This window comes from Kitasatospora hibisci (assembly GCF_043950205.1).
GTDB lineage: Bacteria > Actinomycetota > Actinomycetes > Streptomycetales > Streptomycetaceae > Kitasatospora > Kitasatospora hibisci.
This window is the reverse complement of record NZ_CP171642.1, coordinates 5,231,049-5,252,194: the sequence shown is the minus strand read 5'-3', so window position 1 is coordinate 5,252,194 and position 21,146 is coordinate 5,231,049. Positions and strand designations below refer to the sequence as shown.

18 protein-coding genes and 1 pseudogene are annotated in these 21,146 nt (G+C 74.3%); 5 read left to right on the top strand and 14 right to left on the bottom strand.

Annotation, left to right across the window (positions count from 1 at the left end):
- Positions 1–596 precede the first annotated feature (596 nt).
- A pseudogene (locus ACF9IK_RS22995) lies at positions 597–698 on the bottom strand (hypothetical protein); the annotation flags it as partial.
- 385 nt (positions 699–1,083) lie between these two features.
- Between ACF9IK_RS22995 and ACF9IK_RS22990 the strand changes: the two are divergent.
- Positions 1,084–1,500, top strand: a complete 417-nt coding sequence (locus tag ACF9IK_RS22990; protein WP_395296008.1) for an SsgA family sporulation/cell division regulator — start codon at positions 1,084–1,086, stop codon at positions 1,498–1,500.
- Positions 1,501–1,617: 117 nt separating this feature from the next.
- Here the strand turns inward: ACF9IK_RS22990 and ACF9IK_RS22985 are convergent, their stop codons facing one another.
- From ACF9IK_RS22985 to ACF9IK_RS22970, 4 genes are all read right to left on the bottom strand, one after another.
- Positions 1,618–3,018: a glycosyltransferase 87 family protein gene (locus ACF9IK_RS22985; protein WP_395296007.1), complete on the bottom strand. Its 1,401-nt coding sequence runs from the start codon at positions 3,016–3,018 to the stop codon at positions 1,618–1,620.
- A 200-nt stretch (positions 3,019–3,218) separates the two neighbouring features.
- A complete protein-coding gene (locus ACF9IK_RS22980; protein ID WP_395296006.1) occupies positions 3,219–4,829 on the bottom strand; it encodes a glycoside hydrolase family 18 protein in 1,611 nt (536 codons plus the stop codon).
- Positions 4,830–5,120: 291 nt separating this feature from the next.
- Positions 5,121–6,566 carry a sensor histidine kinase gene (locus ACF9IK_RS22975; protein ID WP_395296005.1) on the bottom strand — a complete coding sequence of 482 codons (1,446 nt, stop codon included), beginning with the start codon at positions 6,564–6,566 and terminating at the stop codon, positions 5,121–5,123.
- Complete coding sequence (locus ACF9IK_RS22970) at positions 6,563–7,303, bottom strand: response regulator transcription factor (RefSeq protein WP_395296004.1); 741 nt, start codon at positions 7,301–7,303, stop codon at positions 6,563–6,565. Before ACF9IK_RS22970 ends, ACF9IK_RS22975 begins: the two co-directional genes overlap by 4 nt.
- Before the next feature lie 178 nt (positions 7,304–7,481).
- Here ACF9IK_RS22970 and ACF9IK_RS22965 point away from each other — a divergent pair, with 178 nt between their 5' ends.
- Entirely contained in the window at positions 7,482–8,042 is a 561-nt protein-coding gene (locus ACF9IK_RS22965; RefSeq protein WP_395296003.1) for a hypothetical protein, read from the top strand.
- Positions 8,043–8,080: 38 nt separating this feature from the next.
- Here the strand turns inward: ACF9IK_RS22965 and ACF9IK_RS22960 are convergent, their stop codons facing one another.
- Positions 8,081–8,608, bottom strand: coding sequence for a VOC family protein (locus ACF9IK_RS22960; RefSeq protein WP_395296002.1), 528 nt, complete (start codon positions 8,606–8,608; stop codon positions 8,081–8,083).
- A gap of 199 nt (positions 8,609–8,807) precedes the next feature.
- Between ACF9IK_RS22960 and ACF9IK_RS22955 the strand changes: the two genes are divergently transcribed.
- Positions 8,808–9,353, top strand: a complete 546-nt coding sequence (locus tag ACF9IK_RS22955; protein WP_395296001.1) for an Lrp/AsnC family transcriptional regulator — start codon at positions 8,808–8,810, stop codon at positions 9,351–9,353.
- Positions 9,354–9,410: 57 nt separating this feature from the next.
- Here the strand turns inward: ACF9IK_RS22955 and ACF9IK_RS22950 are convergent, their stop codons facing one another.
- The 5 genes from ACF9IK_RS22950 to ACF9IK_RS22930 all read right to left on the bottom strand — a co-directional run bounded on the left by ACF9IK_RS22950 (position 9,411) and on the right by ACF9IK_RS22930 (position 14,061).
- The gene (locus ACF9IK_RS22950) at positions 9,411–10,217 is read right to left on the bottom strand and encodes a S16 family serine protease (protein ID WP_395296000.1); all 807 of its coding nucleotides are present in this window, start codon (positions 10,215–10,217) and stop codon (positions 9,411–9,413) included.
- Positions 10,218–10,254: 37 nt separating this feature from the next.
- Entirely contained in the window at positions 10,255–10,905 is a 651-nt protein-coding gene (locus ACF9IK_RS22945) for an IclR family transcriptional regulator (protein ID WP_238862803.1), read from the bottom strand.
- A 374-nt stretch (positions 10,906–11,279) separates the two neighbouring features.
- Positions 11,280–11,723 (bottom strand): DUF2752 domain-containing protein, encoded by a 444-nt coding sequence (locus ACF9IK_RS22940; protein ID WP_395295999.1) that lies wholly within the window; start codon positions 11,721–11,723, stop codon positions 11,280–11,282.
- A 2-nt stretch (positions 11,724–11,725) separates the two neighbouring features.
- Positions 11,726–11,971 (bottom strand): TM2 domain-containing protein, encoded by a 246-nt coding sequence (locus ACF9IK_RS22935; protein WP_395295998.1) that lies wholly within the window; start codon positions 11,969–11,971, stop codon positions 11,726–11,728.
- 257 nt (positions 11,972–12,228) lie between these two features.
- Complete coding sequence (locus ACF9IK_RS22930; RefSeq protein WP_395298658.1) at positions 12,229–14,061, bottom strand: DEAD/DEAH box helicase; 1,833 nt, start codon at positions 14,059–14,061, stop codon at positions 12,229–12,231.
- Positions 14,062–14,383: 322 nt separating this feature from the next.
- On the opposite strand from ACF9IK_RS22930, the gene ACF9IK_RS22925 reads away from it, so the two are divergent.
- On the top strand, positions 14,384–14,872 hold the full coding sequence (locus ACF9IK_RS22925) for an SsgA family sporulation/cell division regulator (RefSeq protein WP_395295997.1): 489 nt from the start codon (positions 14,384–14,386) through the stop codon (positions 14,870–14,872).
- A gap of 31 nt (positions 14,873–14,903) precedes the next feature.
- Here ACF9IK_RS22925 and ACF9IK_RS22920 read toward each other — a convergent pair whose 3' ends face one another.
- From ACF9IK_RS22920 to ACF9IK_RS22910, 3 genes are read right to left on the bottom strand one after another with little or no spacing between them, the layout of a single operon-like run.
- Positions 14,904–17,474 (bottom strand): rhomboid family intramembrane serine protease, encoded by a 2,571-nt coding sequence (locus ACF9IK_RS22920; protein WP_395295996.1) that lies wholly within the window; start codon positions 17,472–17,474, stop codon positions 14,904–14,906.
- Positions 17,471–18,787 (bottom strand): alpha/beta hydrolase, encoded by a 1,317-nt coding sequence (locus ACF9IK_RS22915; protein ID WP_395295995.1) that lies wholly within the window; start codon positions 18,785–18,787, stop codon positions 17,471–17,473. Before ACF9IK_RS22915 ends, ACF9IK_RS22920 begins: the two co-directional genes overlap by 4 nt.
- The gene (locus tag ACF9IK_RS22910) at positions 18,784–19,428 is read right to left on the bottom strand and encodes a class F sortase (protein ID WP_395295994.1); all 645 of its coding nucleotides are present in this window, start codon (positions 19,426–19,428) and stop codon (positions 18,784–18,786) included. The genes ACF9IK_RS22915 and ACF9IK_RS22910 overlap by 4 nt, the downstream gene beginning before the upstream one ends.
- Positions 19,429–19,818: 390 nt before the next feature.
- On the opposite strand from ACF9IK_RS22910, the gene ACF9IK_RS22905 reads away from it, so the two are divergent.
- Positions 19,819–21,144 carry a hypothetical protein gene (locus ACF9IK_RS22905; RefSeq protein ID WP_395295993.1) on the top strand — a complete coding sequence of 442 codons (1,326 nt, stop codon included), beginning with the start codon at positions 19,819–19,821 and terminating at the stop codon, positions 21,142–21,144.
- The last annotated feature ends 2 nt before the right edge of the window (positions 21,145–21,146 follow it).

Below are 21,146 nucleotides of genomic sequence, written 5' to 3'. Positions count from 1 at the left end.
ACGCCCCAGGAGACCCAGCGCTGCGATCCGCCCGTCTCCATCAGCCCGCGCTGCGCCCGCGGGTCCGCCTGCCAACCGGACGGTTCCTGCGCAGGCCCGGCCCCGGCCACAGAGCCGGCCTCGGCCGACGCCGGGTCCGGTTCCTCGGCCGCAACCGAGGGCGAAACCGAAGCCGAGCCCGACGGTCCGTTCCCCGCCTCGCCCGACCCCCCGACCGCGGCCCCCCGGAAGGCCGGCCCGGCGGCCAGCTGCGGCCCGACGGTGAACGAGGCCCCGCCCGCCGTCTGGTCCAGGTACACCGGCCCGGTGTCGCCGGTGGGCGGCCCGGACGCACGTTCCGGAGCCCGCTCCGGGCCGGAGTCCGCCGGCGCCTCCGTTGCCGGCGCCTCCGTTGCCGGCACCACCGGCGGCGGCACGAACCGCGCGCCGACGCCCACGCCCGGACCGGCCCCTGCCCCGGCGCCCGCACGTCCGCCCTCTCCGACCCCTCCGCCGCCTTCGGCCGCTCCACCGCGGCGGGCCACGAACCGGGGCGGCTCCAGTACCTCGCCCTCCGCCGGGGCGGGCCGGCTGGTTCCGGGCACCCACGCCGAACCGCCCCAGTAGCGGACGAAGCCGGGGATCGAGGGGTCCGGGTAGTAACCCGGCGTAGGGCCGACGGCCGTGTCGGCGCCGCTGGTGAGGGGCCGGTCCGTCATGCGGGTCTTCTTTCCTGGCAGGGGGCCGAGACGGCACGCCCGGCAGGCGGTACGCGCGGCGGTGGCTTCGCCTCCGGCGCGCGCGAAGGTAGCGCCGAACGGGCGGACAGTCGCCGGGCAGTCACAAAGGGTAGTACCTCGGAAGCCCAGAGGTTGGAAGTTGGCCATTCACCGGACAGTCCGGGCCCGCCCGGGGTAATGGAGGGGGCGCTCGGGCAACCATCCTGCGCCCCTGGCCTCGGGTCGCGCCCCTCCCGCGCCCCGGCTTCCGCGGAGGTTCCCGAAGAAGTCTCGGAAACGTGTGTAAGAGCGCCCGCCGACCGGCCTCTTCAAGGTCACGCGGCCCGAAACCGGGCACGAACCGCAGGCAGAGAGGAACCCGATCATGGAGCGCGCGACGAGCGTGGTCGAACAGGAGCTGGAGCTCAACCTGGTGCTCTCCCCCGAGCACAGCGTTCCCGTCCCGGCGCGGCTGTCCTACGGCAGCCACGACCCGTACGCGGTGCACGTCACCTTCCACCTCGACAGCGGCTCGCCGGTGACCTGGGTGTTCGCCCGCGAGCTGCTGGTGGAGGGCACCTTCCGGCCCTGTGGGCAGGGGGACGTGCGGATCTGGCCGACGCGGTCGGGCCGGCGCAGCGTGCTCTGCCTGGCGCTGAGCTCGCCGGCCGGGGACGCGCTGCTGGAGGCGCCGCTGCCTGCGGTGGCCGCCTGGCTGGAGCGGGCGCACCGGTTGGTGCCGCCGGGCAGCGAGATGGCCGCCCTGGACATGGACGGCTCGCTCGCCGAACTGCTCGCGTGAGCGTGGGTGCCGACCGGAGGCCCCGGCGCCGCCACGCCCGTCCGTACCGGCACGCCCGTCCGTACCACCACGCCCGTCCGACCGGCAGTCCCGCGGCCGTCACCGGCCCGCCACGACTCAGCGGGCCGCGGGGGCCTGCTGACGGTCGTGTGCGGTGCCCGGGTTTCCGCCGTCCCGCTGCCCCGGCACGGGGACCAGCGGAGCGCCGGCGGCCCGGCGGCGTGCCCTCGTCCGCAGCGCGGCCGCCAGCAGGAAGCAGATCCCGACCAGGGGGTAGACCGCGGCCGGGGCCTGGCTGACGGGCGGCAGGTGCAGATCGAGGTCGCCGTGGTGCGGCACGACCCACATCGCGAACGAGAAGAAGGCGACCAGCGTGGCTCCGAAGGCGGCCCGCCAGCGCACCTTGCGCACGGCGGCCGGGCGGGCCTGCTCGATCGCGGCCTCACAGGCGAGCAGGGCGAGTACCGGCACGCACCAGACCCAGTGATGGGTCCAGCTGATCGGCGAGATCAGCACCGCGGTGACAGCGGCGCAGCAGACGCCCCACGCCTCCGCGCGCGGCAGCCAGCGCGAGCTGGCGGACGCCCAGGCCGCGACGGCGAGGCCGGCCAGCGCGACCAGGCCCGAGCCCACGGTGGCCAGGGTGCCGGGGTCGGCGGTGTGCAGCAGGCGGGCGAAGGCGCCGCGGACCGACTGGTTGTCGACGATCTCGGTCTTGCCGACCCGGGACGAGTCGTAGAGGTACTTGGTCCAGAAGCCCCAGGTGGCGTCGGGCAGCACGAGCGCCCCGAGGAGGAAGGTGCCGAGGAAGGTGAAGCCGGCGACGAAGGCGGCCCGGATCCGGCCGGTGAGCAGCAGGTAGACGGCGAAGAGCCCGGGGGTCAGCTTGATCCCGGCGGCGATGCCGATCGCGACCCCCTTGCTGCGGCGGGAGTCCGGTCGGGTGAGGTCCCAGAGGATCAGGCAGGCGAGGGCGAGGTTGATCTGGCCGTAGCGCAGGGTGGTGAAGACGGGTTCGAGCCAGACGCCGCCGCCGGTCACCAGGATCACGCCCAGCGGGCGCAGCTCGCGGCGCGGCCAGCCGACCAGCCTGAACGACAGATGGGTCAGCAGTGCGAGCAGCCCGAGGTTGCCGAGCGTGATCGCGACCCGGAGGAACGGGATCGGGAACCAGGTCGTCGGCACGAACAGCATCGCGGCGAACGGCGGGTAGGTGGCGGGCAGGTTCCACTCGGTGACCCGGAGCCCGTAGAGGTCGCCGCCGTCGGCCACCGCGGCGCCCTCGGCCCGGTAGACGACCATGTCCACCATCGAGGTGTGGACGAAGTGCCGGACCACCGCGTAGACCACGAGGGACAGCAGTGCCACGGCCGAGACCGCCAGCAGCGGACGGCGCGGGGCCTGCCGCAGGGCCCGGACGGGTGCGCCGAGGGCGTCCTTGACGCGGTCCGGCAGAGGGGCGGGCGCCGGGTCTGGTGCGGTCCGCACCGGGCTGCGCTCGTCTTGCACCGCTGTCACTGTTCGCTCCGTCCACCGTTCGGCCAACCAGCGACGATACCGGATGCCCGGCGGGCCACCCCGACCGAGAAGGTGACGGAGCGTGACCACATGGGCGTCAGGCTCGGTGGGAAGCCCGCGGCCGTCCGTGCTCCGTTGCGGGCGGAGCACGGACGGCCGGGGTCCCGGGGAGGGGTCGGTGGCGGGCCTCCGCTGCGGCGTCAGCCGGTGTAGGCGCCGAGGGCCCGGGTGAAGTCCAGCGGCTGCTGGACGATGCTGCTGCAGGTGGCGTCGGCGTACGCCTTGGCGCCGCCCGCGCAGGCCTTGTCACGGGTGCCGGACCACATCGCCAGCCAGGCCAGGTGCTTGGTCTTCGCGAACTCGGCGAGCTGCTTGGCGTCGGCCACCGTGAAGACCTCGCTGGCCACGTCGTTGACACCGATCATCGGGGTGACCGCGACCTTGCGCCAGGCGGTGGCGTCGTCGACACCGAGCACGCTCTTCACCTGGGCCTGGGTGGCGGTGGCCGCCGCGATGGCGTACTTGCCCATCTGGCCCTGCGGGTTCGGGGCGACGCCGTCACCGAAGTCCATCGCCATGATGTTGACCGCGCCGATCGCGACGCCGTTCTGCTTGGCGTCGGCGACCAGGTTCACGCCCTCCTGGGTCAGACCTGAGGGCAGCGCGGGCAGGGTGAAGGAGACGTCCAGGGCCTTGCCCCTGGCGGCCGCGTTCCTCTGCAGGTTGGCGACGGCCTGGGCGCGGCGGGTGTTGGCCGCGGTGTTGGCGATCGCACCGCCCTCGACGTCGAAGTCGACCTTGGTGAGCCCGAAGGTGTCGACGGTCTTCTGGTAGACGGCGGTGAGGTCGGCCGCCGAGGTGCAGGCGAGGGCCAGCTCACTGCCGTTGGCGCCGCCGAAGGAGACCCGGACGTCGCCGCCGATCGCCCGCAGGGCGCCGATCTGCGCGGCCACCGCGTCGGCCGAGAGGTCGCTCACCCCGCCCCACTTGGGGATGCAGCCGCCGCCGGAGACCACGAAGGCGAGGTTGAACTGCTTCACCCCGGTGGCCTTGGCGGTGGCGACCAGGTCGAACGGCGGGTAGAGCGAGGTGTCCACGTAGGGGGCGAAGCCGGCGCCGGCCACCGGGGCGGGGGTGCCGGTCGCGGTGGTGGTGGGTGTCGGGGTGGCGGTGGGCGTCGGCGCCGGGGTGGTGGGCCGGACGGTCGTGGTGGGACTGGGCGATGCGGTGGTGGGCTTCGCGGTGGCGGTGGCGGTGGCGGTGACCGTGGGCGTCGCGGTCGGCTGGGCGGTGCCGGTCGCGGTCGGCGAGGCGGTGGGGGTGCCGGTCGGCCGACCGGAGGGCGTGGGCGGGGTGCCGTCGCCGGCCTTGCAGGACACGTTGTTGATCAGGCAGTTGCCCGGCTCGGCCTGGGCGCCGCCGGAGCCCTGGGCGACGAAGCCGACCACGACGCTCTTGCCGGGCTCCAGGCGCTTGCTCCAGGACTCCGGCTTGACGGTGATGTGCCGGCCCTCGGCCGTGAAGGTGGCGTTCCAGAGCGAGTCGATCCTCGCCCCGGCCGGCAGGTCGAAGGAGAGCGTCCAGTCCTCGATCGCCCGGGCGTCCGGGTTGGTGACCAGGTACTGGCCGGTGTAGCCGGAGTCCCAGGAGCTGGTGCGGCTGTAGACCGCACCGAGCGAGGCGGCGCTGGCCGAGGAGGCGAGGACGACGACGCCGCCGGCGACCAGCGCGGCGGCGACCGCCGAGGCACCGAGGACGACACCCTTGCGGCTGCGCCGGCGACGGGAACGGCGGTGGGGCTGAGTCGTCATGGGACGTACCTCCGTTGGGGGCTCCCCCGCCCGACGGGTGGCGGGGGGCGGCTGGCCGGACGGGGTCGCGGCCGCCGGGCACGGGTCCGTGGACCCGTCGCGGGCGGCGTGACCCGGCTCGGTCGGGTGACCGGCGCGGACGACGCTAGCGCCGCCGACCAGCCCGAACGGGGCTGCTGAGCGAGGGGTGAAGGTCTCTTAGGGCCCGCTTAAGGAAGAAGGGGGCGCCACCCCGGCAGGAAGCGCCGCGCGGCAGCGCCGAACCCGCCTCGGGCCCGACCGCCCCGGGCCTCAGCGGTGGAAGAGCGCGCTGCGGGTACGCCGCCGGCTGCCCCGGCCCGGTGCGCCGTCGGGCCGGGTCTGCAGCCGCAGCCGCAGCTCGGCGCCGCCGAGCACCGCCGAGCGGCCGAGCGCGAGGTCACCGCCGGTGGACTCGGCGAGCTTGCGGACGATGTCCAGGCCGAGCCCGGTCGAGCCGTCGCCGCCGTGGCCCTGGCCGCGCTGCAGAGCGGACTCGGGATCGGTGAAGCCGGGGCCGGCGTCGCCGACCAGGACGATGACCGAGCTCTCGGTGGCCAGCACGTCCACCGAGAAGGCGGTGCCGATGGCGGTGTGCCGGAAGACGTTGCCGAGCACGGCGTCGACGGCTGCGGCCAGGTCGCCGCGCTGGACCGGCACCTGGGCGGGCCGGTCGGCGCCGGCCAGCTGCCAGCGGCGGCCCTCGTCCTCGGCGAGCGCGGACCAGAAGCCGACCCGCTCCCGGATCACCTCGGCGGCGTCACAGCCGACGGTGACGGCGGGCGCGTCCTCGGGCGCCCGGCGGGCCGAGCGGATGATCTGGTCGACCTCGCGCTCCAGCTGGGAGACGGCGTGCCGGGTGGCGTCGGCGGCATCGCCCTCGCCGAGCGAGGCCGCGTTGAGCCGCAGCACGGTGAGCGGGGTGCGCAGCCGGTGCGACAAGTCGGCGGCCAACTCCCTCTCAGCGGCGAGCAGTTGGACGACACGGTCGGCCATCGTGTTGAACGCGTGGCCGGCCTCGCGCAGTTCCTCGGGGCTGCCCGCACCCGCCCGGCCGTCCACCGGCACCCGAACGGCGAGGTTGCCGGCGCCCAGCGAACGGGCGGCGGCGGCCAGTCGACGGGCGGAGGCGACGATCCGCGCGCCCATCCGGTCGGCGACCAGCACCGAGATGGCGACCAGGGCGAGCGCGACGGCCGAGAGCACCAGCCAGGCGGTGGCGACCCCCCGGGTGAGATCGTCGTCGGCCACGTACACCTCGACCACGGCGGTCCGGCCGGTGTCGACGGCGACCGGCTGGAGCAGCGCGAAGCCGCCGGGGACCCCGACGGTGAACGAGCGGCCCTGGCCGCCGGCGGTGGAGACGTCGGCGGACGCCGCGTGGGCCTCGCCGATGGTCGCGCCGCCGTCCGGCCCGACCATGGCCGCCCCCGGGACGGCCTCCGCGGGGGCCGGTCCGGGCAGGTGGACGGCCATCCGCCGCTGGGCACCGGCGTCGGTGCTGGCCACCGCGCGGGCGATGGCGTCCTGGTCGGTGGTGATGGCGAGGGCCGGGCCGAGCGCCGCCGCCTGCCGTTCGGCCGCCGTGAACGACCGGTCCCGCGCGGTCTGCTGGACCATCAGCCCGAGCGGGATGAGGAAGGCCAGCGCGACCATGGTGGTCCCGGCCACGGCGGCCTTGATCAGGGCCCAGCGCAGCGAGTGCCCGAACCGCCTCATGTCCGGCGCTCCGCGGGGTCCGGCCCCGGCCCACCCGGCCCCGGCCCCGCCGGGTGGCCGGCCGCCTCCAGCCGGACCCCGACGCCGCGCACGGTGTGCAGGTAACGGGGGTTGGAGGCGGTCTCACCGAGCTTGCGGCGCAGCCAGGAGAGGTGGACGTCGATGGTCTGGTCGCCGCCGTAGGTCTGACGCCACACCTCGGCCAGGATCTCCTTGCGCGGCACCACCACACCCGGCCGGGCGGCGAGGAAGGCCAGCAGGTCGAACTCACGCCGGGTCAGGTCGAGCAGCCGGCCGTCCAGGACGGCCTCGCGGCGCTGGAGGTCAATGGCGAGCCCGCCGACCCGGAGCACCTGGGCCACCGGGGCGGCGCCGCCGCCGAGTCGGCGCAGCACGGCGGCCATCCGGGCGCTGAGGTGCTCTCCGGAGAAGGGCTTCACCAGGTAGTCGTCGGCGCCGTCGTTGAGCAGCCGGACGATCTCGGCCTCGTCGTCGCGGGCGGTGGAGATGATCACCGGCACGTTGGTGAGGCCGCGGATCATCTTCAGCGCCTCGCTGCCGTCCAGGTCGGGCAGCCCGAGGTCGAGGATCACCAGGTCGCAGCCGACCTGGGCGACCTCGCGCAGCGCCTCAAGTGCCGTGCCCACACTGCGGACCGCGTGACCGGTGTCGGCCAGGTGCCGGATGAGGGCGGATCGTACGAAGGGGTCGTCCTCGACCACGAGCACTGTTGCCATGGCCCTGCACGGTACGCCATCGGCGCGCGGTGGTCTGTACCTCGGGGGTCCGTCCGGGGCGGCGGCCAGGCCCGCTCCGCCCGGTTCGCTCCGGCCCCGGCCGGTTTGTGCAAGTTCCCTGCAGAACGGCAGGGGTACCCACCTGCCACGGCGCCGAGTACGGCAGGATGTGCGGACGATGCGGAACGGACTGGTACAGCTCGGCGCCTGGGCGGCGGCCACCGGAGCAGCGGTGGCGCTGTCCTGGTTCGGCGTGCACGCGGTGCTGACCGGCGCGGCGTTCGAGCGGCCGAGCGCGCTGCCGCTGCCCTCCGCGTCGGGTGGCGCGCGGACCGCGCCGGACGAGGGCCCCGGCACGCCGGCCCCGACTCCGTCCCGGACGCCGGCCCCGGCCGGGCCGCCGTCGGAGTCGCCCGCCCCGCCGTCCACCACCGCCTCGGCCACGTCGCCGCGCGCCGCGGCGCCGTCGAGCGCCCAGCCGTCCTCGCGCCGTCCGGCCCCGGCCGCCACCACGACCTCCTCGGTCCACAGCTACCCGGTCCAGGGCGGCCGGGTCGCGCTGGACCTCCGGCCGGACGGCGCCTCGCTGGTGTCCGCGGTGCCGGATCCGGGCTGGCAGATGCAGATCTGGAACGAGCCGCAGTGGCTCCGGGTGGACTTCACCAAGGACGGCCAGGCCAACTCGGTCTTCGCCACCTGGAACGGCCACCCGCCCATGGTGGAGACGGTGGTCCGCTGACCGGGCGACCGACCGCCGGCTCCCCGCGGAGCCGGCCGTCACCACCGCTCGAAGGGCACGAACCCGGGCAGGTAGGGGCCGCGGTAGCGGGACCGGTCGACCAGGGTGTGCCGGGTGCCGCCGGGCACCCCGATCGCGGCGAGCACGACCGTCCCGTACCGGTCCTCGGTCTCGTACGGCTCGGCGAGCGCGCGGGCGCCGCGGTCCACGGCGTAGTCGAAGGCGTAGTAGACGTCCGGCACGGTGACCGCGAGGTCCAGCACGCCGTCCCCGTGCCGGGCGAGGTGCCAGGCGAGCTCCCGGCCGCGCGGCCCGATCACCTGGACCAGCGAGGTGATGACGAAGCGGGCGCCCGGTGCGTTCAGCACGTACGAGACGGTCTCCGGCTCGCCGGTCTCGGGCCCGGCGTAGGCGGTACAGCGCAGGCCGAGCGCCCCCGCGTAGCGGCGCGCCGCCCGCTCGGCGTCGCCGACCGCGAAGACCACCGCGTCGGCGCGCCCCATCGGGAGGAGGTCGGGCTCCCGGCCCGCGGTGCTCAGCACGGGTTCGGCGGCGGTGTCGGTCATGACGGCCTCCCGGTAGGCGTACGGGACACGTGTGCCCCGGTAGCCGGTGCGGGGCCCGGCGCACAGGGGTGTGGCTGGAGGGTGGCGCCGAGCCGACCGCCGCGCAACTGTTCCGTTTCCTCCTGGTCAAGGTGTGCGCCGGGGCGGGAGAATCGGACCCACCGCTGTACAGAATGCCCACCGGAGGACGGAGTCCGCGATGCCCCCCGCCCACTCCCCGATCAACCCCGACTCCCCTGAGGGGCAAGGGACTTCCGCTCCCGGGGGCGGCACCAACGACGCGATCGACGCGTTGGACGGCCGGCTGATCCGGCTGCTCGCCGAGGAGCCGCGGATCGGGGTGCTGGAGTGCTCGCGCCGGCTCCAGGTGGCCCGGGGCACGGTGCAGGCGCGGCTCGACCGGCTCCAGGCCAAGGGCGTGATCGGCGGCTTCGGGCCGGAGGTGGACCCGGCCGCGCTGGGCTACCCGGTGACGGCCTTCGCCACCCTGGAGATCTCCCAGGGCCAGGGGGCGGACGTGCGGGCGCACCTGGCGGCGGTGCCGGAGGTGCTGGAACTGCACACGATCACCGGGCGCGGGGACATGATGGTGCGGATCGTGGCCCGGTCCAATGCCGATCTGCAGCGGGTGATCGACCGCGTCGTGGGCTTCGACGGGATCGTCCGGTCCTCGACCGCGATCGCGCTGGAGAACCCGGTGCCCTACCGGATCCTGCCGCTGGTGGACCAGGCCGCCGCGGAGTAGCCGCCCCTGGCGGACCGGTCCCACCCGGCCCGGCTCGCCGGCCGGTCCCTGTCCGGCTCAGCAGCCGGGGACGGCCCCGCCGGTGCGCAGCGCGTCCAGCGCGGAGACCGCCTCGCCCAGCGTGCCCACCGGCACCAGCCGCAGCCCCGCGGGCGTGTTCACCTTGGCGTCCGCGCACTCGTCCTTCGGCAGCAGGAACACCGTCGCGCCGTCCCGGGCCGCCGCCTGGGTCTTCAGCGGCACGCCGCCCACCGCGCCGACCACGCCCTGGTCGTCGATGGTGCCGGTGCCCGCGACCTTCAGCCCGCCGGTGAGGTCACCGCCCTTGCCGTCGCCGGCCAGCTTGTCGACGATGCCCAGCGCGAGCATCTGGCCGGCGCTCGGCCCGCCGATGTCGCCGAGGTCGACCTTCACCTTCACCTGGTCCGGCGAGAGGTGGAGGTAGGAGAGCGCGGCCGTGGTGGCACTGTCCTGCGACTCGACCATCTGCTGGGCGGTCACCTCCTCCGCCTTGGCCGGGTCGCCCTGGGGGTAGACGGTCTCGGTCGGCCGGATCGCCTCGTCCTGGTCGAACCAGGCCCGCAGCGAGCGCCAGAAGGTCGTCTTCTCCCCCGGGTTGGTCGCCGAGATGGTGACCATCCGCAGCTCGCCCGAGGGGGTGCGCACCGGCGCGCCGGTGATGGTGAGCACCGGCTTGCCCTGGTAGCTGCCGAGGGTGTCCGCGGTCACGCCCGGCCAGGTCAGCGTGTAGGGCAGCGGGACGAAGGCGGCCACGGCGAACAGCGCGGTGATCAGCGCCCCGCACAGCGCCAGCGCGCGGGTCCGGGGAGCGGTCAGGGCCGGGGGCAGCTTGGTGTCGGACACAGGGGAAATCCAAACACACCCGGGCCCGTGCCCGGCACTACCGCAGGGCGTCGGCGACCTCGGTGGCGGCCTCCACCACCCGGGGTCCGACCCGCTCCGGGACCAGGCCGTTCAGCATCACCACGCCGACGCTGCCCTCGATCCCGCTCAGCCCGATCAGCGCCGCGGCGGCACCGCACGCCCCGGACTGCTCCTCCGCGCGGGTGATGACGAAGCCCTGCTCCGGGCGGCGCTGGCTCGGGAAGCCGCGGGCCTCCAGGATCGCCCGCCCGGCGGCGCTCTCCCCCAGCGGGTGGCGCAGCCCGGTCCGGTACGCGACGTGGAAGTCGGTCCAGCTGGGCTCGACCACGGCGACGGCCAGTGCCTCGCTGCCGTCCACCAGGGTGAGGTGGGCGGTGGCGCCGAGGTCCTCGGCGAGGCTGCGCAGTGCCGGCAGCGCGGCCTCGCGCAGCAGCGGGTGCACCCGGTGGGCCAGCCGCAGCACGCCGAGCCCGACCCGGGCCCGGCCGCCGATGTCGCGGCGGACCAGCCCGTGCTGTTCCAGGGTGGCCAGCAGCCGGTAGACGACGGTCCGGTTCACGGCCAACCGGGCCGCGAGCTCCGTCACCGTGAGCCCGCGCTCGGAGTCGGCGAGGAGCTTGAGGACCCGGACGCCACGGTCCAGGGTCTGGGATGTCTCTGCAGTCACGACGCGCATTCCTTTCCGCGGCGGGGTCGCCGGAGCGGCGGCGCCGGTCCGGGACTCGGGTGTCGCGCGCAGGTGGGGTGGCCGCGCTCGGGCCGCGGTGTGTCGTCCTTGACGCCCTGGCGGTCCTGCGGAGCCCGTCTCGCGGGGGGTGTCCCGGCGGGAGAGCGTGTGGGAAAGGTAGTGAAGGAATTCCCGCGGCGGAAGTGGTTGTCCAAAATTCGGTCAAGATCAATTGCGTGGCGACCGTCAAATGCGGGCAAATGCCGACAATCCGCGAGCCGGGTGGGGGCGCCAGTTCGAACACAGTCCGCTGTCCGGACACCGGGCCGGAGGGGGGTACCCGCAATCCGCGGAGGGGGGCCGGGGGGCCGGGCTCAGAGCGCCAGGTTCCGCACGAGCGTCCAGGCCGCCGCGGCGCCGAGCACGGCGGCGGTGCCGGCCCGGCCCAGCACGGGCCTCCAGCTCCGGCCGGCCAGGCCGTGCCGCAACCAGGTGAGGTAGAGCAGCGCGACCAGCGGCAGCGCGAGCAGCAGCGCCGCGTTGTCGTGCCAGGCCGCCGCGACGTCGCCGTGCAGCAGGTCGTACGCCAGCCGGGTGCCGCCGCAGCCGGGGCACTGCAGGCCGGTCACCCTCCGCCAGGGGCAGAACGGCAGCGCCTGCCCCGGCAGGTGCGGGTTCCGCGACCACAGGTACGCGGCACCGGCCAGCCCACCGACGGCCACCGCCAGCGGCGGCAGGGCCGTGCGCACCCGGACGGGAACGGCGAAGCCGCCCCGGCCGTCGCGGCCGGGGCGGCGCGCCGCGTGCGGTGGGCGCAAGGTCAGCCGCGCAGCAGACGGCCCTGGGCGTCCGTGCGGTCGTTGCTGACGAGGAACATGATGCCGTCGATCAGGGCCCAGAAGCCCAGACCGCCGCAGGTCAGCAGCTGGGCGATGCCCATGCCGACGTGACCGGTGTAGAAGCGGCCGACACCGAACCCGCCCAGGAAGAGCTGCAGGATACCCGCGACGATCTTCGACTTGTCGGACAGCTCGGGCTGCGGGGCGGCGTAGGGCGGGTACGACACGTTCGGTGTGCCCCTTGTGAAGACATGTCCGAGGGCGCGACGAAGGCGGTCGCGTCCTCCAGGGGTGAGGTGCCGGCCGTGTCCACCGGGGCCGCGGCAGCCGCCCGAACGGGGCGGAGCGCAGCTTTGACGGCCCGGAGGCGGCGCGGCACGCGGAACACTAGCGGATGATCAGGCCGCTGTCTCTATGAATCCTCCGCGTATACCTGAACGTCATATCGCCTTCGGGATACCGCCGGACCATCCCCGAAGGACCGTTACTTCGCCCATTCCCGGATTCGGGTGATTCGCGCCTTCAACTGGTTGGCGGTGGCCTGCGCGGTGAGCGGACCGCCGCACTGACGGCGCAGCTCGTTGTGGATGGTGCCGTGCGGCTGACTGGTGCGGTGGTGCCAGGCCGCCACCAGGGCGTTCAACTCCTTGCGCAGCTCGCGGAGTTCCTGGTGGGTCACGACCGGCCGCTGCTCGGCCGGCAGCTCCAGCAGGTCGGCCTCGTCGGCCGGCTTGCCCTTGCTGCGCTGGATCTGCCGGTGCTGGCGCTTCTGCAGCAGCATCTGCACCTGGTCCGGCTCCAGCAGGCCCGGGATGCCGAGGTAGTCCTCCTCCTCCTCGCTGCCCGGGTGCGCCTGCATGCCGAACTCCATGGCGTTGTACAGCACCCGGTCGAAGACCGCGTCGGAGCCGATCGCCTCGTAGGAGAACTCCTCGCCGCCGGCGCCGTCCGGCCCGTCGTTGGCCCGCTCGGCCTCGGCGAGCAGCCGGTCCTCCTCGTCGAAGAGGCCCTCGCCCTCCTTCTTCGGCCGGTCCAGCATGTGGTCGCGCTGAAGCTCCATCTCGTTGGCGAAGCCCAGCAGCATCGGGATGGTCGGCAGGAAGACGGAGGCCGTCTCGCCGCGCTTGCGGGCGCGCACGAAGCGCCCGACGGCCTGGGCGAAGAACAGCGGGGTGGAGATCGAGGTGGCGTACACCCCGACGCAGAGCCGGGGCACGTCGACGCCCTCGGACACCATCCGGACCGCGACCATCCAGCGGGACGTGCCGGCCGAGTAGTCGGAGATCCGCTTGGACGCCTCGGCCTCGTCGGAGAGGACCAGGGTGACCTTCTCGCCGCTGATCTCGCGCAGCATCTTGGCGTACGCGCGGGCCACGGTCTGGTCGGTGGCGATCACCAGGCCGCCGGCGTCCGGGATGGCCTTGCGGACCTCGGTCAGCCGGCGGTCCGCGGCCTGCAGCACGCTCGGGATCCACTCACCCTGCGGGGCCAGCGCGGTGCGCCAGGCCTGGGCGATCAGGTCCTTGGTCATCGGCTCGCCGAGCCGCGCCTCCAGCTCGTCGCCGGACTTGGTCCGCCAGCGCATGTTCCCGCTGTAGGAGAGGAAGATCACCGGGCGGACGACGTGGTCGGCCAGCGCGTGCCCGTAGCCGTAGGTGTAGTCGGCCACCGACTTGCGGATGCCGTCGCCGCCCGCCTCGTACTGGACGAACGGGATCGGGTTGGTGTCCGAGCGGAACGGCGTACCGGTCAGCGCCAGCCGGCGTGCGGCCGGTTCGAAGGCCTCGAAGCAGGCCTCGCCCCAGGACTTGGAGTCACCGGCGTGGTGGATCTCGTCCATGATGACCAGCGTCTTGCGCGCTTCGGTCCGGTTGCGGTGCAGCATCGGGTTCACGCCGACGCCCGCGTACGTGACCACGATGCCGTGGTACTCCCGGGAGAGCGGCCCGGAGGAGTACGCCGGGTCCAGCTTGATGCCTATCCGGGCGGCGGCCTCGGCCCACTGCTTCTTCAGGTGCTCGGTCGGCGCGACCACGGTGACCTGCTGCACCAGGTGGTTGTGCAGCAGGTACGAGGCCAGCGTCAGCGCGAAGGTGGTCTTACCGGCGCCCGGGGTCGCGACGGCGAGGAAGTCGCGCGGCTGGTTCTCGATGTACTTGTCCAGCGCCCCCTGCTGCCAGGCCCGGAGCTTGCCGGCGGTGCCCCAGGGGGCGCGGCCGGGGAAGGCCGGCGAGAGGTGGTGCGAGGAGGCCGGTGCGGCCTGGGCCACGGCCCGGACGGGCGCGTGCGGGTCCGGCACGTCGGAGAAGAGCGGCATCGAGGAGGCGGCGGCAGTACTCACGGTCTCCGAGGGGGATCGTCGCAGGTCAGAGGCGGAATTGCGGCCCCGGACCGCGGTCGGGCGGCAATCGGGCAACCCGCCCAGCGTACCGGCCCGGCGCCGATCGGGCGGCCAGGCCAGGCCCTCGCGGGGCCGGCCGCGGCACATTCGGCGGCCGGAAATCGATGTGACGCGGATCACGTGGACTGTCCCGGGAAACCGGGTAAGAGCGTTCTCCCGCACGACTCTCACCAGGGTGAGGCCGCCCCAACCGCCACAGCCGTCGCCGAGGCCTCGCCGCACCGAGAAGGGAACCGCCGTGCACGCCCCCACCGTCGACGAGACCGTCCAGGCCCGCCTGATCCTCTCCACCCACCGCTCCGCCCGGCTGCGGGTCACGCTGTCCTACCGCCCGGACGACCCGCTCGCCGTCCGGATGGCGTTCCCGGCCGAGTTCTCGTTGGACGAGCCGGGCGACGGGCCCGGCGACGCACCGGCCGGTGGGCCGGCCGACGGGCCCGGCGACGGGCCGGACCCGGACGGCGGCCGGGACATCGTCTGGGTCTTCGCCCGCCACCTCCTGGCGGCCGGCCTGGAGCTGCCCGCCGGCCTCGGCGACGTCCACATCCGGCCCGCGACCGGCCGGCGCACCATGGTCGAGCTGCGGGCGCCCGAGGGGACCGCGCTGATCCAGTTCGACAGCACCGACCTGCGGCGCTTCCTCTGGCGCAGCCGGGTCGTCGTCCCCGACGGCGAGGAGCACCTGTTCCTGGACCCCGACCGGGCGCTGGCCGAGCTGCTCGGCTGAGCGGGGCCGGGGCCCACGGCGGGGACGGGGCTCAGGACGAGAGCCGGCGCATCAGCCGGACCCCCTGCGCCGCCGTCAGGTGCGGCAGGTACGCCTTGCCGATCGCCCGGGTGATGCTGGGCAGCGCCGCGGGGTCCGGGTACGCCATGTACAGCGGCCGGTACTCCGGCTGGAACTTCGCCTTGAACGCCAGCAGCGAGCGGAACCCGTACACCGGCTCCAGCACCCGCCCCATCCAGTCGAGCATCCGCTGGAGCCCGGTGGGCGGGGCGTCCTGCCCGGAGCGGGCCAGCGGCGCGCCGGAGAGCGAGAGGAAGCGCGCACCCTCCTCCTTGAAGCCCAGGGCGGCCGAGGCGATCAGGAACTCCGTCACCCCGCGGAAGCCGTCCGAGCGACGGCGCATGAAGTCCAGCGTCCAGCCGACCGGCGCACCGTTCTCGTAGACCGGCATCCAGCTGGTCAGCCCGTGCACGGTGCCCTCGGCGTCGACCGCGACCAGCAGCCGGACGTCCGGGTCGTCCAGCTCCTCCAGCCCGCCGAGGGTGAACCCCATCTCGGGCAGGCCCTTCTCGGAGACCCACTCCTCGGAGATCGAGCGGATCTGGTCCCGCAGCGCGAGCGGCGCGTCGCGGTAGGCCCACCACTCGGCGGTGATGCCCTGCTTGCCGGCCTTGTTGAGCGCGGTGCGGATGTCCTGCCACTTGCGGCCGGTGAAGGCCAGCTGCGGCAGGGCGACCACGGTGTCCTCGGCGACCTGCAGGGAGCGCCAACCGAGCGCCCCGGCGGCGGCCTCGGTCTCCGGGGTGACGCTGTAGAAGCACGGCGTCCAGCCGCGGGCGTCGCAGTACCGGGCGAAACCGGCCACCGCGCGGACGCGGGCCTCCGGCTCGCCGAACGGGTCGCCGGTGGTCAGCGCCACGGTGGAGAGCACCCGGTAGGCGACGGCGGCCCGGCCCTCTTCGTCGAACCAGTAGTGGTTCCCGTCCCAGGTGGAGATGAACGAGAGGGTGCCGCCGCCGTGCGCGGTGAGCAGCGCCCGGGCCCGGGCGGCGTCCGCGGCGTCGGTGTGCACCACCGGGCGGCGGAAGGCCACCAGCAGCGCGGCCAGCGCGACCGCCCAGAAGGCGAGGCCGCAGTTGGCCTCCAGCAGCCGGGCGAACGGGCCGACGGCGATCGGGTAGTCGGGCAGCAGGTCGTTGTAGGCGGGCGGCAGGAACTGCGCGGGCAGGCCCGCGACCAGCCCGCGGAACGTCGCGGACGGCTCGAACTGCCCGGCTGCGGCCGCACCGAGGCCCGCGTAGGCGGCGGAGGCGATCAGCAGCGCCCCGCCGAGCACCGCGCCGAGCCGGGCGAGCACCGCGCCGGGCAGCCGCAGACCGAACCGTTGCCGGGTCGCCAGCAGCAGGGCGGTGGTGAGCAGCGGCAGCAGCAGCGCCTCGACGAAGTACTGCAGCACGCCCCCGCCGGCGGAGCCGGTCTCGGTGAACAGCCAGACCAGCAGCGCGACCCAGAGCAGCTCGGTGGCGACGGTGATCCGCCAGGCCAGCCGCAGCCCGCGGCGCAGGCCCTCGGCGAGGACCAGCAGCAGGGCCGGGAAGAGTGCGGCCATCAGCCGGCCCGGGGTGTCGAAGATCCGCTCGACCGCGTTCGCGCGGGCGCAGTCGTGCGCGGAGAGCGCACAGAAGTCGGCGATCTCGTCCGGGGTGAGCCGGTGCGAGAAGTACAGCTCGGAGAAGGTGTTGAACAGCCCGGTGGCGTTGTCGTAGAGCGAGGCGATCAGCGGCCCGAAGGCGGCTGCCACCAGGCAGAGCGCGACCAGCACCCGGGTCTCGGTGTGCGAGGAGCGCAGCGGGCTGCGCTGGCGCCGCCCCCGGGCGAGCAGCGCGCCGACGCCGAGGCCGAGCAGCGCGCCGGCGAACCGCTGGACGCTCTGCAGGTGACCGACGTAGAGGGTCATCACCAGCGGCACCAGCACCACCAGCAGGTGCAGCCGGCGCCGCCAGAGCACGGTGAGCCGGAAGCCGAGCACCCCGGCCAGTGCGAACAGGCCGGTGACCGGGCCGCACGCGGTCTGGTCGGCGACGGCGCCGGTCCACTGCTCGCCGGCCCGCGCGCCGACCCCGACCAGCCCGGTGCCGAGCAGGGTGCCGAGCAGTTGCCCGACGACCAGCACGGCGAGCGTGCGGGCCCGGCCGAGCCTGTTCTCGGCGACCGGGCCGACCAGGAGCAGCAGCAGGCTGGTGCAGACGTACGAGCTGGCACTGGAGCACCAGATCAGCGAGGTGAACGGCGTCCACCAGCGGCCCTCGGCGAGGGTGGGCAGGCCGACGCCGATCCGGGCCAGCAGTTCCCGGGAGGGACCGTGGGCGAGGGCCCCGGTGACTCCGCCGACCACCCAGAGGACGCCGAGCAGGGTGAGGGTGAGCGGGGCCGCGCGCAGCCGGCCGGCGATCCGGCCCGCCAGCCGGGCGGCGTGGCGCCGGCCGGGCCGCGGGGTGGGCTGCGGGTCGGGAGACGGGCCGGGGGGCGGTCCGGGCTGTGCCGGGACGGAGGGCGCGCGCCGCTGCGCGGTGCCCGTCGGCGCCGTGCCGAGCTGGATCACCGGATCAGCCCCATCCTCTTGGCCAGCCAGGGCAGGTTCTGCTCGAAGGCCCCCCGGAAGACGGACCAGCTGTGCCCGCCGGGCAGGGTCTGGTAGTCGACCGCCATGCCGGCCTGCTTGGCGGCCTCGAAGGCCTTCTCCTGCTGGGGACGGAAGTCCGGGTCGTTGGCGCCGACGACGAAGACGCCGGCGGTGTCCGGGAACGACCGGGCGGCCATCAGGTGCAGCGGATCGACCGCCGCGAAGGCCGCCTCGTCGCCGCCGAAGGCCTTGGCGACGGTTTCGGAATGGCTGCCGAGGGTGGGCTCCGACTGGCCGGAGATGTCCAGGAAGGTGCCGTACACCCGGGGCGCGTTGACGGCCAGCTGGAGCGAGCAGGTGCCCCCGAGGGAGAGCCCGCCGACGGCCAGCGAGGTGCGGCCGGTGGCGGTCTGGAGGCGGCTGTGGATCCAGTCCGGGACGTCCTCGGCCAGGTAGGTGTGGGCCTTGGCGATCCGGGAGTCCAGGCAGAGCGTGTTGGTCCAGGAGTCCCCGGTCGGGTCGGCGACCACCACGATCGGGGCCAGGCCGTGGTGCTCGGCGGCGAAGGCGTCCAGGGTGTCCTGGATGGCGCCGGAGGTGATCCAGTCGGACGGGGCGCCGGGCTGGCCGGGCAGCAGGACCATGACCGGCAGCAGCGGCCGGGGGCTCGCCTGGTAGGCCGGCGGGAGGTAGACGTAGGCGTCGCGGGTCTCGAAGCCGGACTTGGTGCCGGGTATTCGGGTGTTCGAGACGGTGCCCTTGGTCGGGAGGTCGGGCGGGGCCTGCCAGACGTCGGCCAGCGCCCGGTCGGGCGGCGTGGTGACGGTGTCGGAGGCCTGGCCGGCGGTCAGCGCCTGGGTCTTCGGCGCGAGCATCGTCCGCGCGGTCGGGTACTGGTCGAAGCCCCGGTTGACCTGGGAGGCCGCCGCCAGCACCACCAGGGCGGCGGCGCCGGCGGCGTAGAGCCGGTGGCGGCGGGAGAGCAGCGGTGCGCGGAAGAGCGCCAGGGACATCCCGAACAGGGCGAGCGCGATCCACCCGATGACGTAGTCGGGCAGGCCTTCGGGGAACGGGTGCCACCAGCCGTCGACGACGGCCTCGACCAGGCCGGTCAGTGCGCCGCCGAGCAGCACCGCGCCGACCGGGCGCAGGGTCAGCCAGCGCCGGTCGCGGGAGAGGGCGAGCGCGGCGACGGATATCCAGCCGGCCGCGAGGACGGCGTACGGGATCGGGCCGTGGGTGAGCGGCCAGTCGATCGGGTTCCAGTTGAGGGCGAGCTCGGTGGTCGTCATACGTTCTTCCCCGGCCGGGTGGTGGCGGCCAGGAAGCCGTAGGCCACCACGTTCCCCTGGTAGCCGTGTTCCTCGCTGTACCCGCCGCCGCAGGTGATCACCCGGAGCTGGGCGTCGGCGGCCTGGCGGTACACCCGGTCGTCCGGGAAGTCCTTTCGGTCGTGCACTTCGATGGCGTAGAGCTGGTAGACGGCGGTGGCACCGTCCTCGCGGACGATCTCGATCCGGTCACCGCGGTGCAGCGCCCCGAGGTGGTAGAAGACGGCGGGACCGCTGCGGTTGTCCACGTGGCCGGCGATGATCGCGGTGCCGCGCTGGCCGGGGGTGGCGCCCCCGCGGTACCAGCCGGCCAGGTTGCGGTCGTTCTCCGGCGGCGTCTGCAGCCGGCCCTCCCCGTCCAGCCCGAGGTCGGTGACGGGGGCGTCGAGCCGGACGGACGGGATCCGGATCCGGATCGGCGCCGAGGGCCCGAGCGGTGGGACGACGGAGACCGGGGCGAAGCCCGACAGCGCCTGCCCCGCGGCCGGGACCGGCGGCAGGGCGAGCCGGCCGCCGTCGTGCAGCAGCCAGGCGCCGAGCACGACCGCGGTGCCGACCGCCAGGGTGCCCGGCCAGGGACTCCTGCTCTGTTGGGCACCCACCCGGCGCTCCCCTCTGCCGACGTCTTGACCGTTCCTGGGAGTTTCCTGGGAACGATTCAACCGGACCGGACTTTATGACACATCCACACGATGGTCGTACCGGCACCCGCCGATCGGCAGGGTCGCGGGTCCCGGGTCTGCTCCGACCGGGACGGTGATCGCCCGGAGGGAGCAACAGCCGCCAGGCCCGCCCCGCATGTCCATCGACAACCAAGGGCGGCGATCCGGTTGCATCAATCGGGCGATCGATTCCGATCATTCGTGGTGAATCAACGACTGATCACGCCCACATGCCATGCTGACCCCGCTCAAAGGTCTATCACCGCACTTGTCTGACCGGGCAGTTGTCCGAACGGGCCCGGGCGACGGTACCCCACGAACGGAGTGACCATGGACGCTCTCTCCCGTCGGTCCCTGCTGGCCGCCGGCGCCGCGACCGCAGCCACCCTCGCGGCCGGATGCGCCGGGAGCAGCGGGGGCACCGGCGGGAAGGCGGCGCCGGTGCCGACCACCCCGGCGGCGGACCGGACCGGAGCGGGCGACACCCCGAAGCCCCCGGCCACCCTGATCGGCGACGGCTCCACCTCGGACACCGGCCCGCAGCCCCGCCAGCCCACCGCCGAGCCGCTGAAGCCCGGCGAGCGCCCGCCGCAGTTCGTGGTCTTCTCCTGGGACGGTGCCGGCGAACTGGACAACCGCCTGTTCGGCCGGTTCCGCCGGCTCGCCCGGGAGCACGACGCGTCGATGACCTTCTTCCTGAGCGGCCTCTACCTGGTGCCGGAGTCCAGGAAGGACCTCTACCGCCCGCCACAGCACAAGGTCGGCGCCTCCGACATCGGCTACCTGAGCGACCAGCACATCCGCGACACGCTGGAGAACCTGCACGCGGCCTGGCTGGAGGGCCACGAGATCGGAACCCACTTCAACGGGCACTTCTGCGGCGCCACCGGCGTCGGCAGGTGGTCGCCGGAGGAGTGGGACAGCGAGATCCAGCAGGCGATGGACTTCGTCATGAACTGGCGGACCAACACCGGCTTCACCGACCTGCCGGCGCTGCCCTTCGACTACCGCCGGGAGCTGATCGGCAGCCGCACCCCCTGCCTGGAGGGCCAGCGCAACCTGCTGCCGACCGCCGCCAAACGCGGCTGGCGCTACGACAGCAGCGGCAACGGCACCCAGGTCTGGCCGCAGAAGATCCAGGGCGGGGCGCTCTGGGACCTCCCGCTGCAGTCCATCCCCTTCCCCGGGCACACCTTCCAGGTGCTGTCGATGGACTACAACATCATGTTCAACCAGTCCGGCAGCAACACCAAGGCGGACCCGGCGCTCCACCCGGCGTACCAGGCGCAGGCCCGGGACGCCTACCTGATGGGCTTCGAACGGGCGTACACCACCAACCGGGCGCCGTACATCATCGGCAACCACTTCGAGCAGTGGAACGGCGGCATCTACATGAACGCCGTGGAGGACGTGCTCAGGGCGATCGCCGGCCGGCCCGAGGTCCGGCTGGTCTCCTTCCGCCAGCTGGTGGACTGGCTGGACGCCCAGGACCCGGCGGTGCTGCGCAAGCTGCAGGGCCTCGCCCAGGGCCAGGCCCCGGCCGGCGGCTGGGAGGCGTTCCTCGGTTCCCCCGGCCCGGCCGCCGCCACCGGCGGCCCCACGACCGCCCCGCCGACCGCCCCGTCGACCGCCGACATCCCCGCCGGCGGGAAGTGACG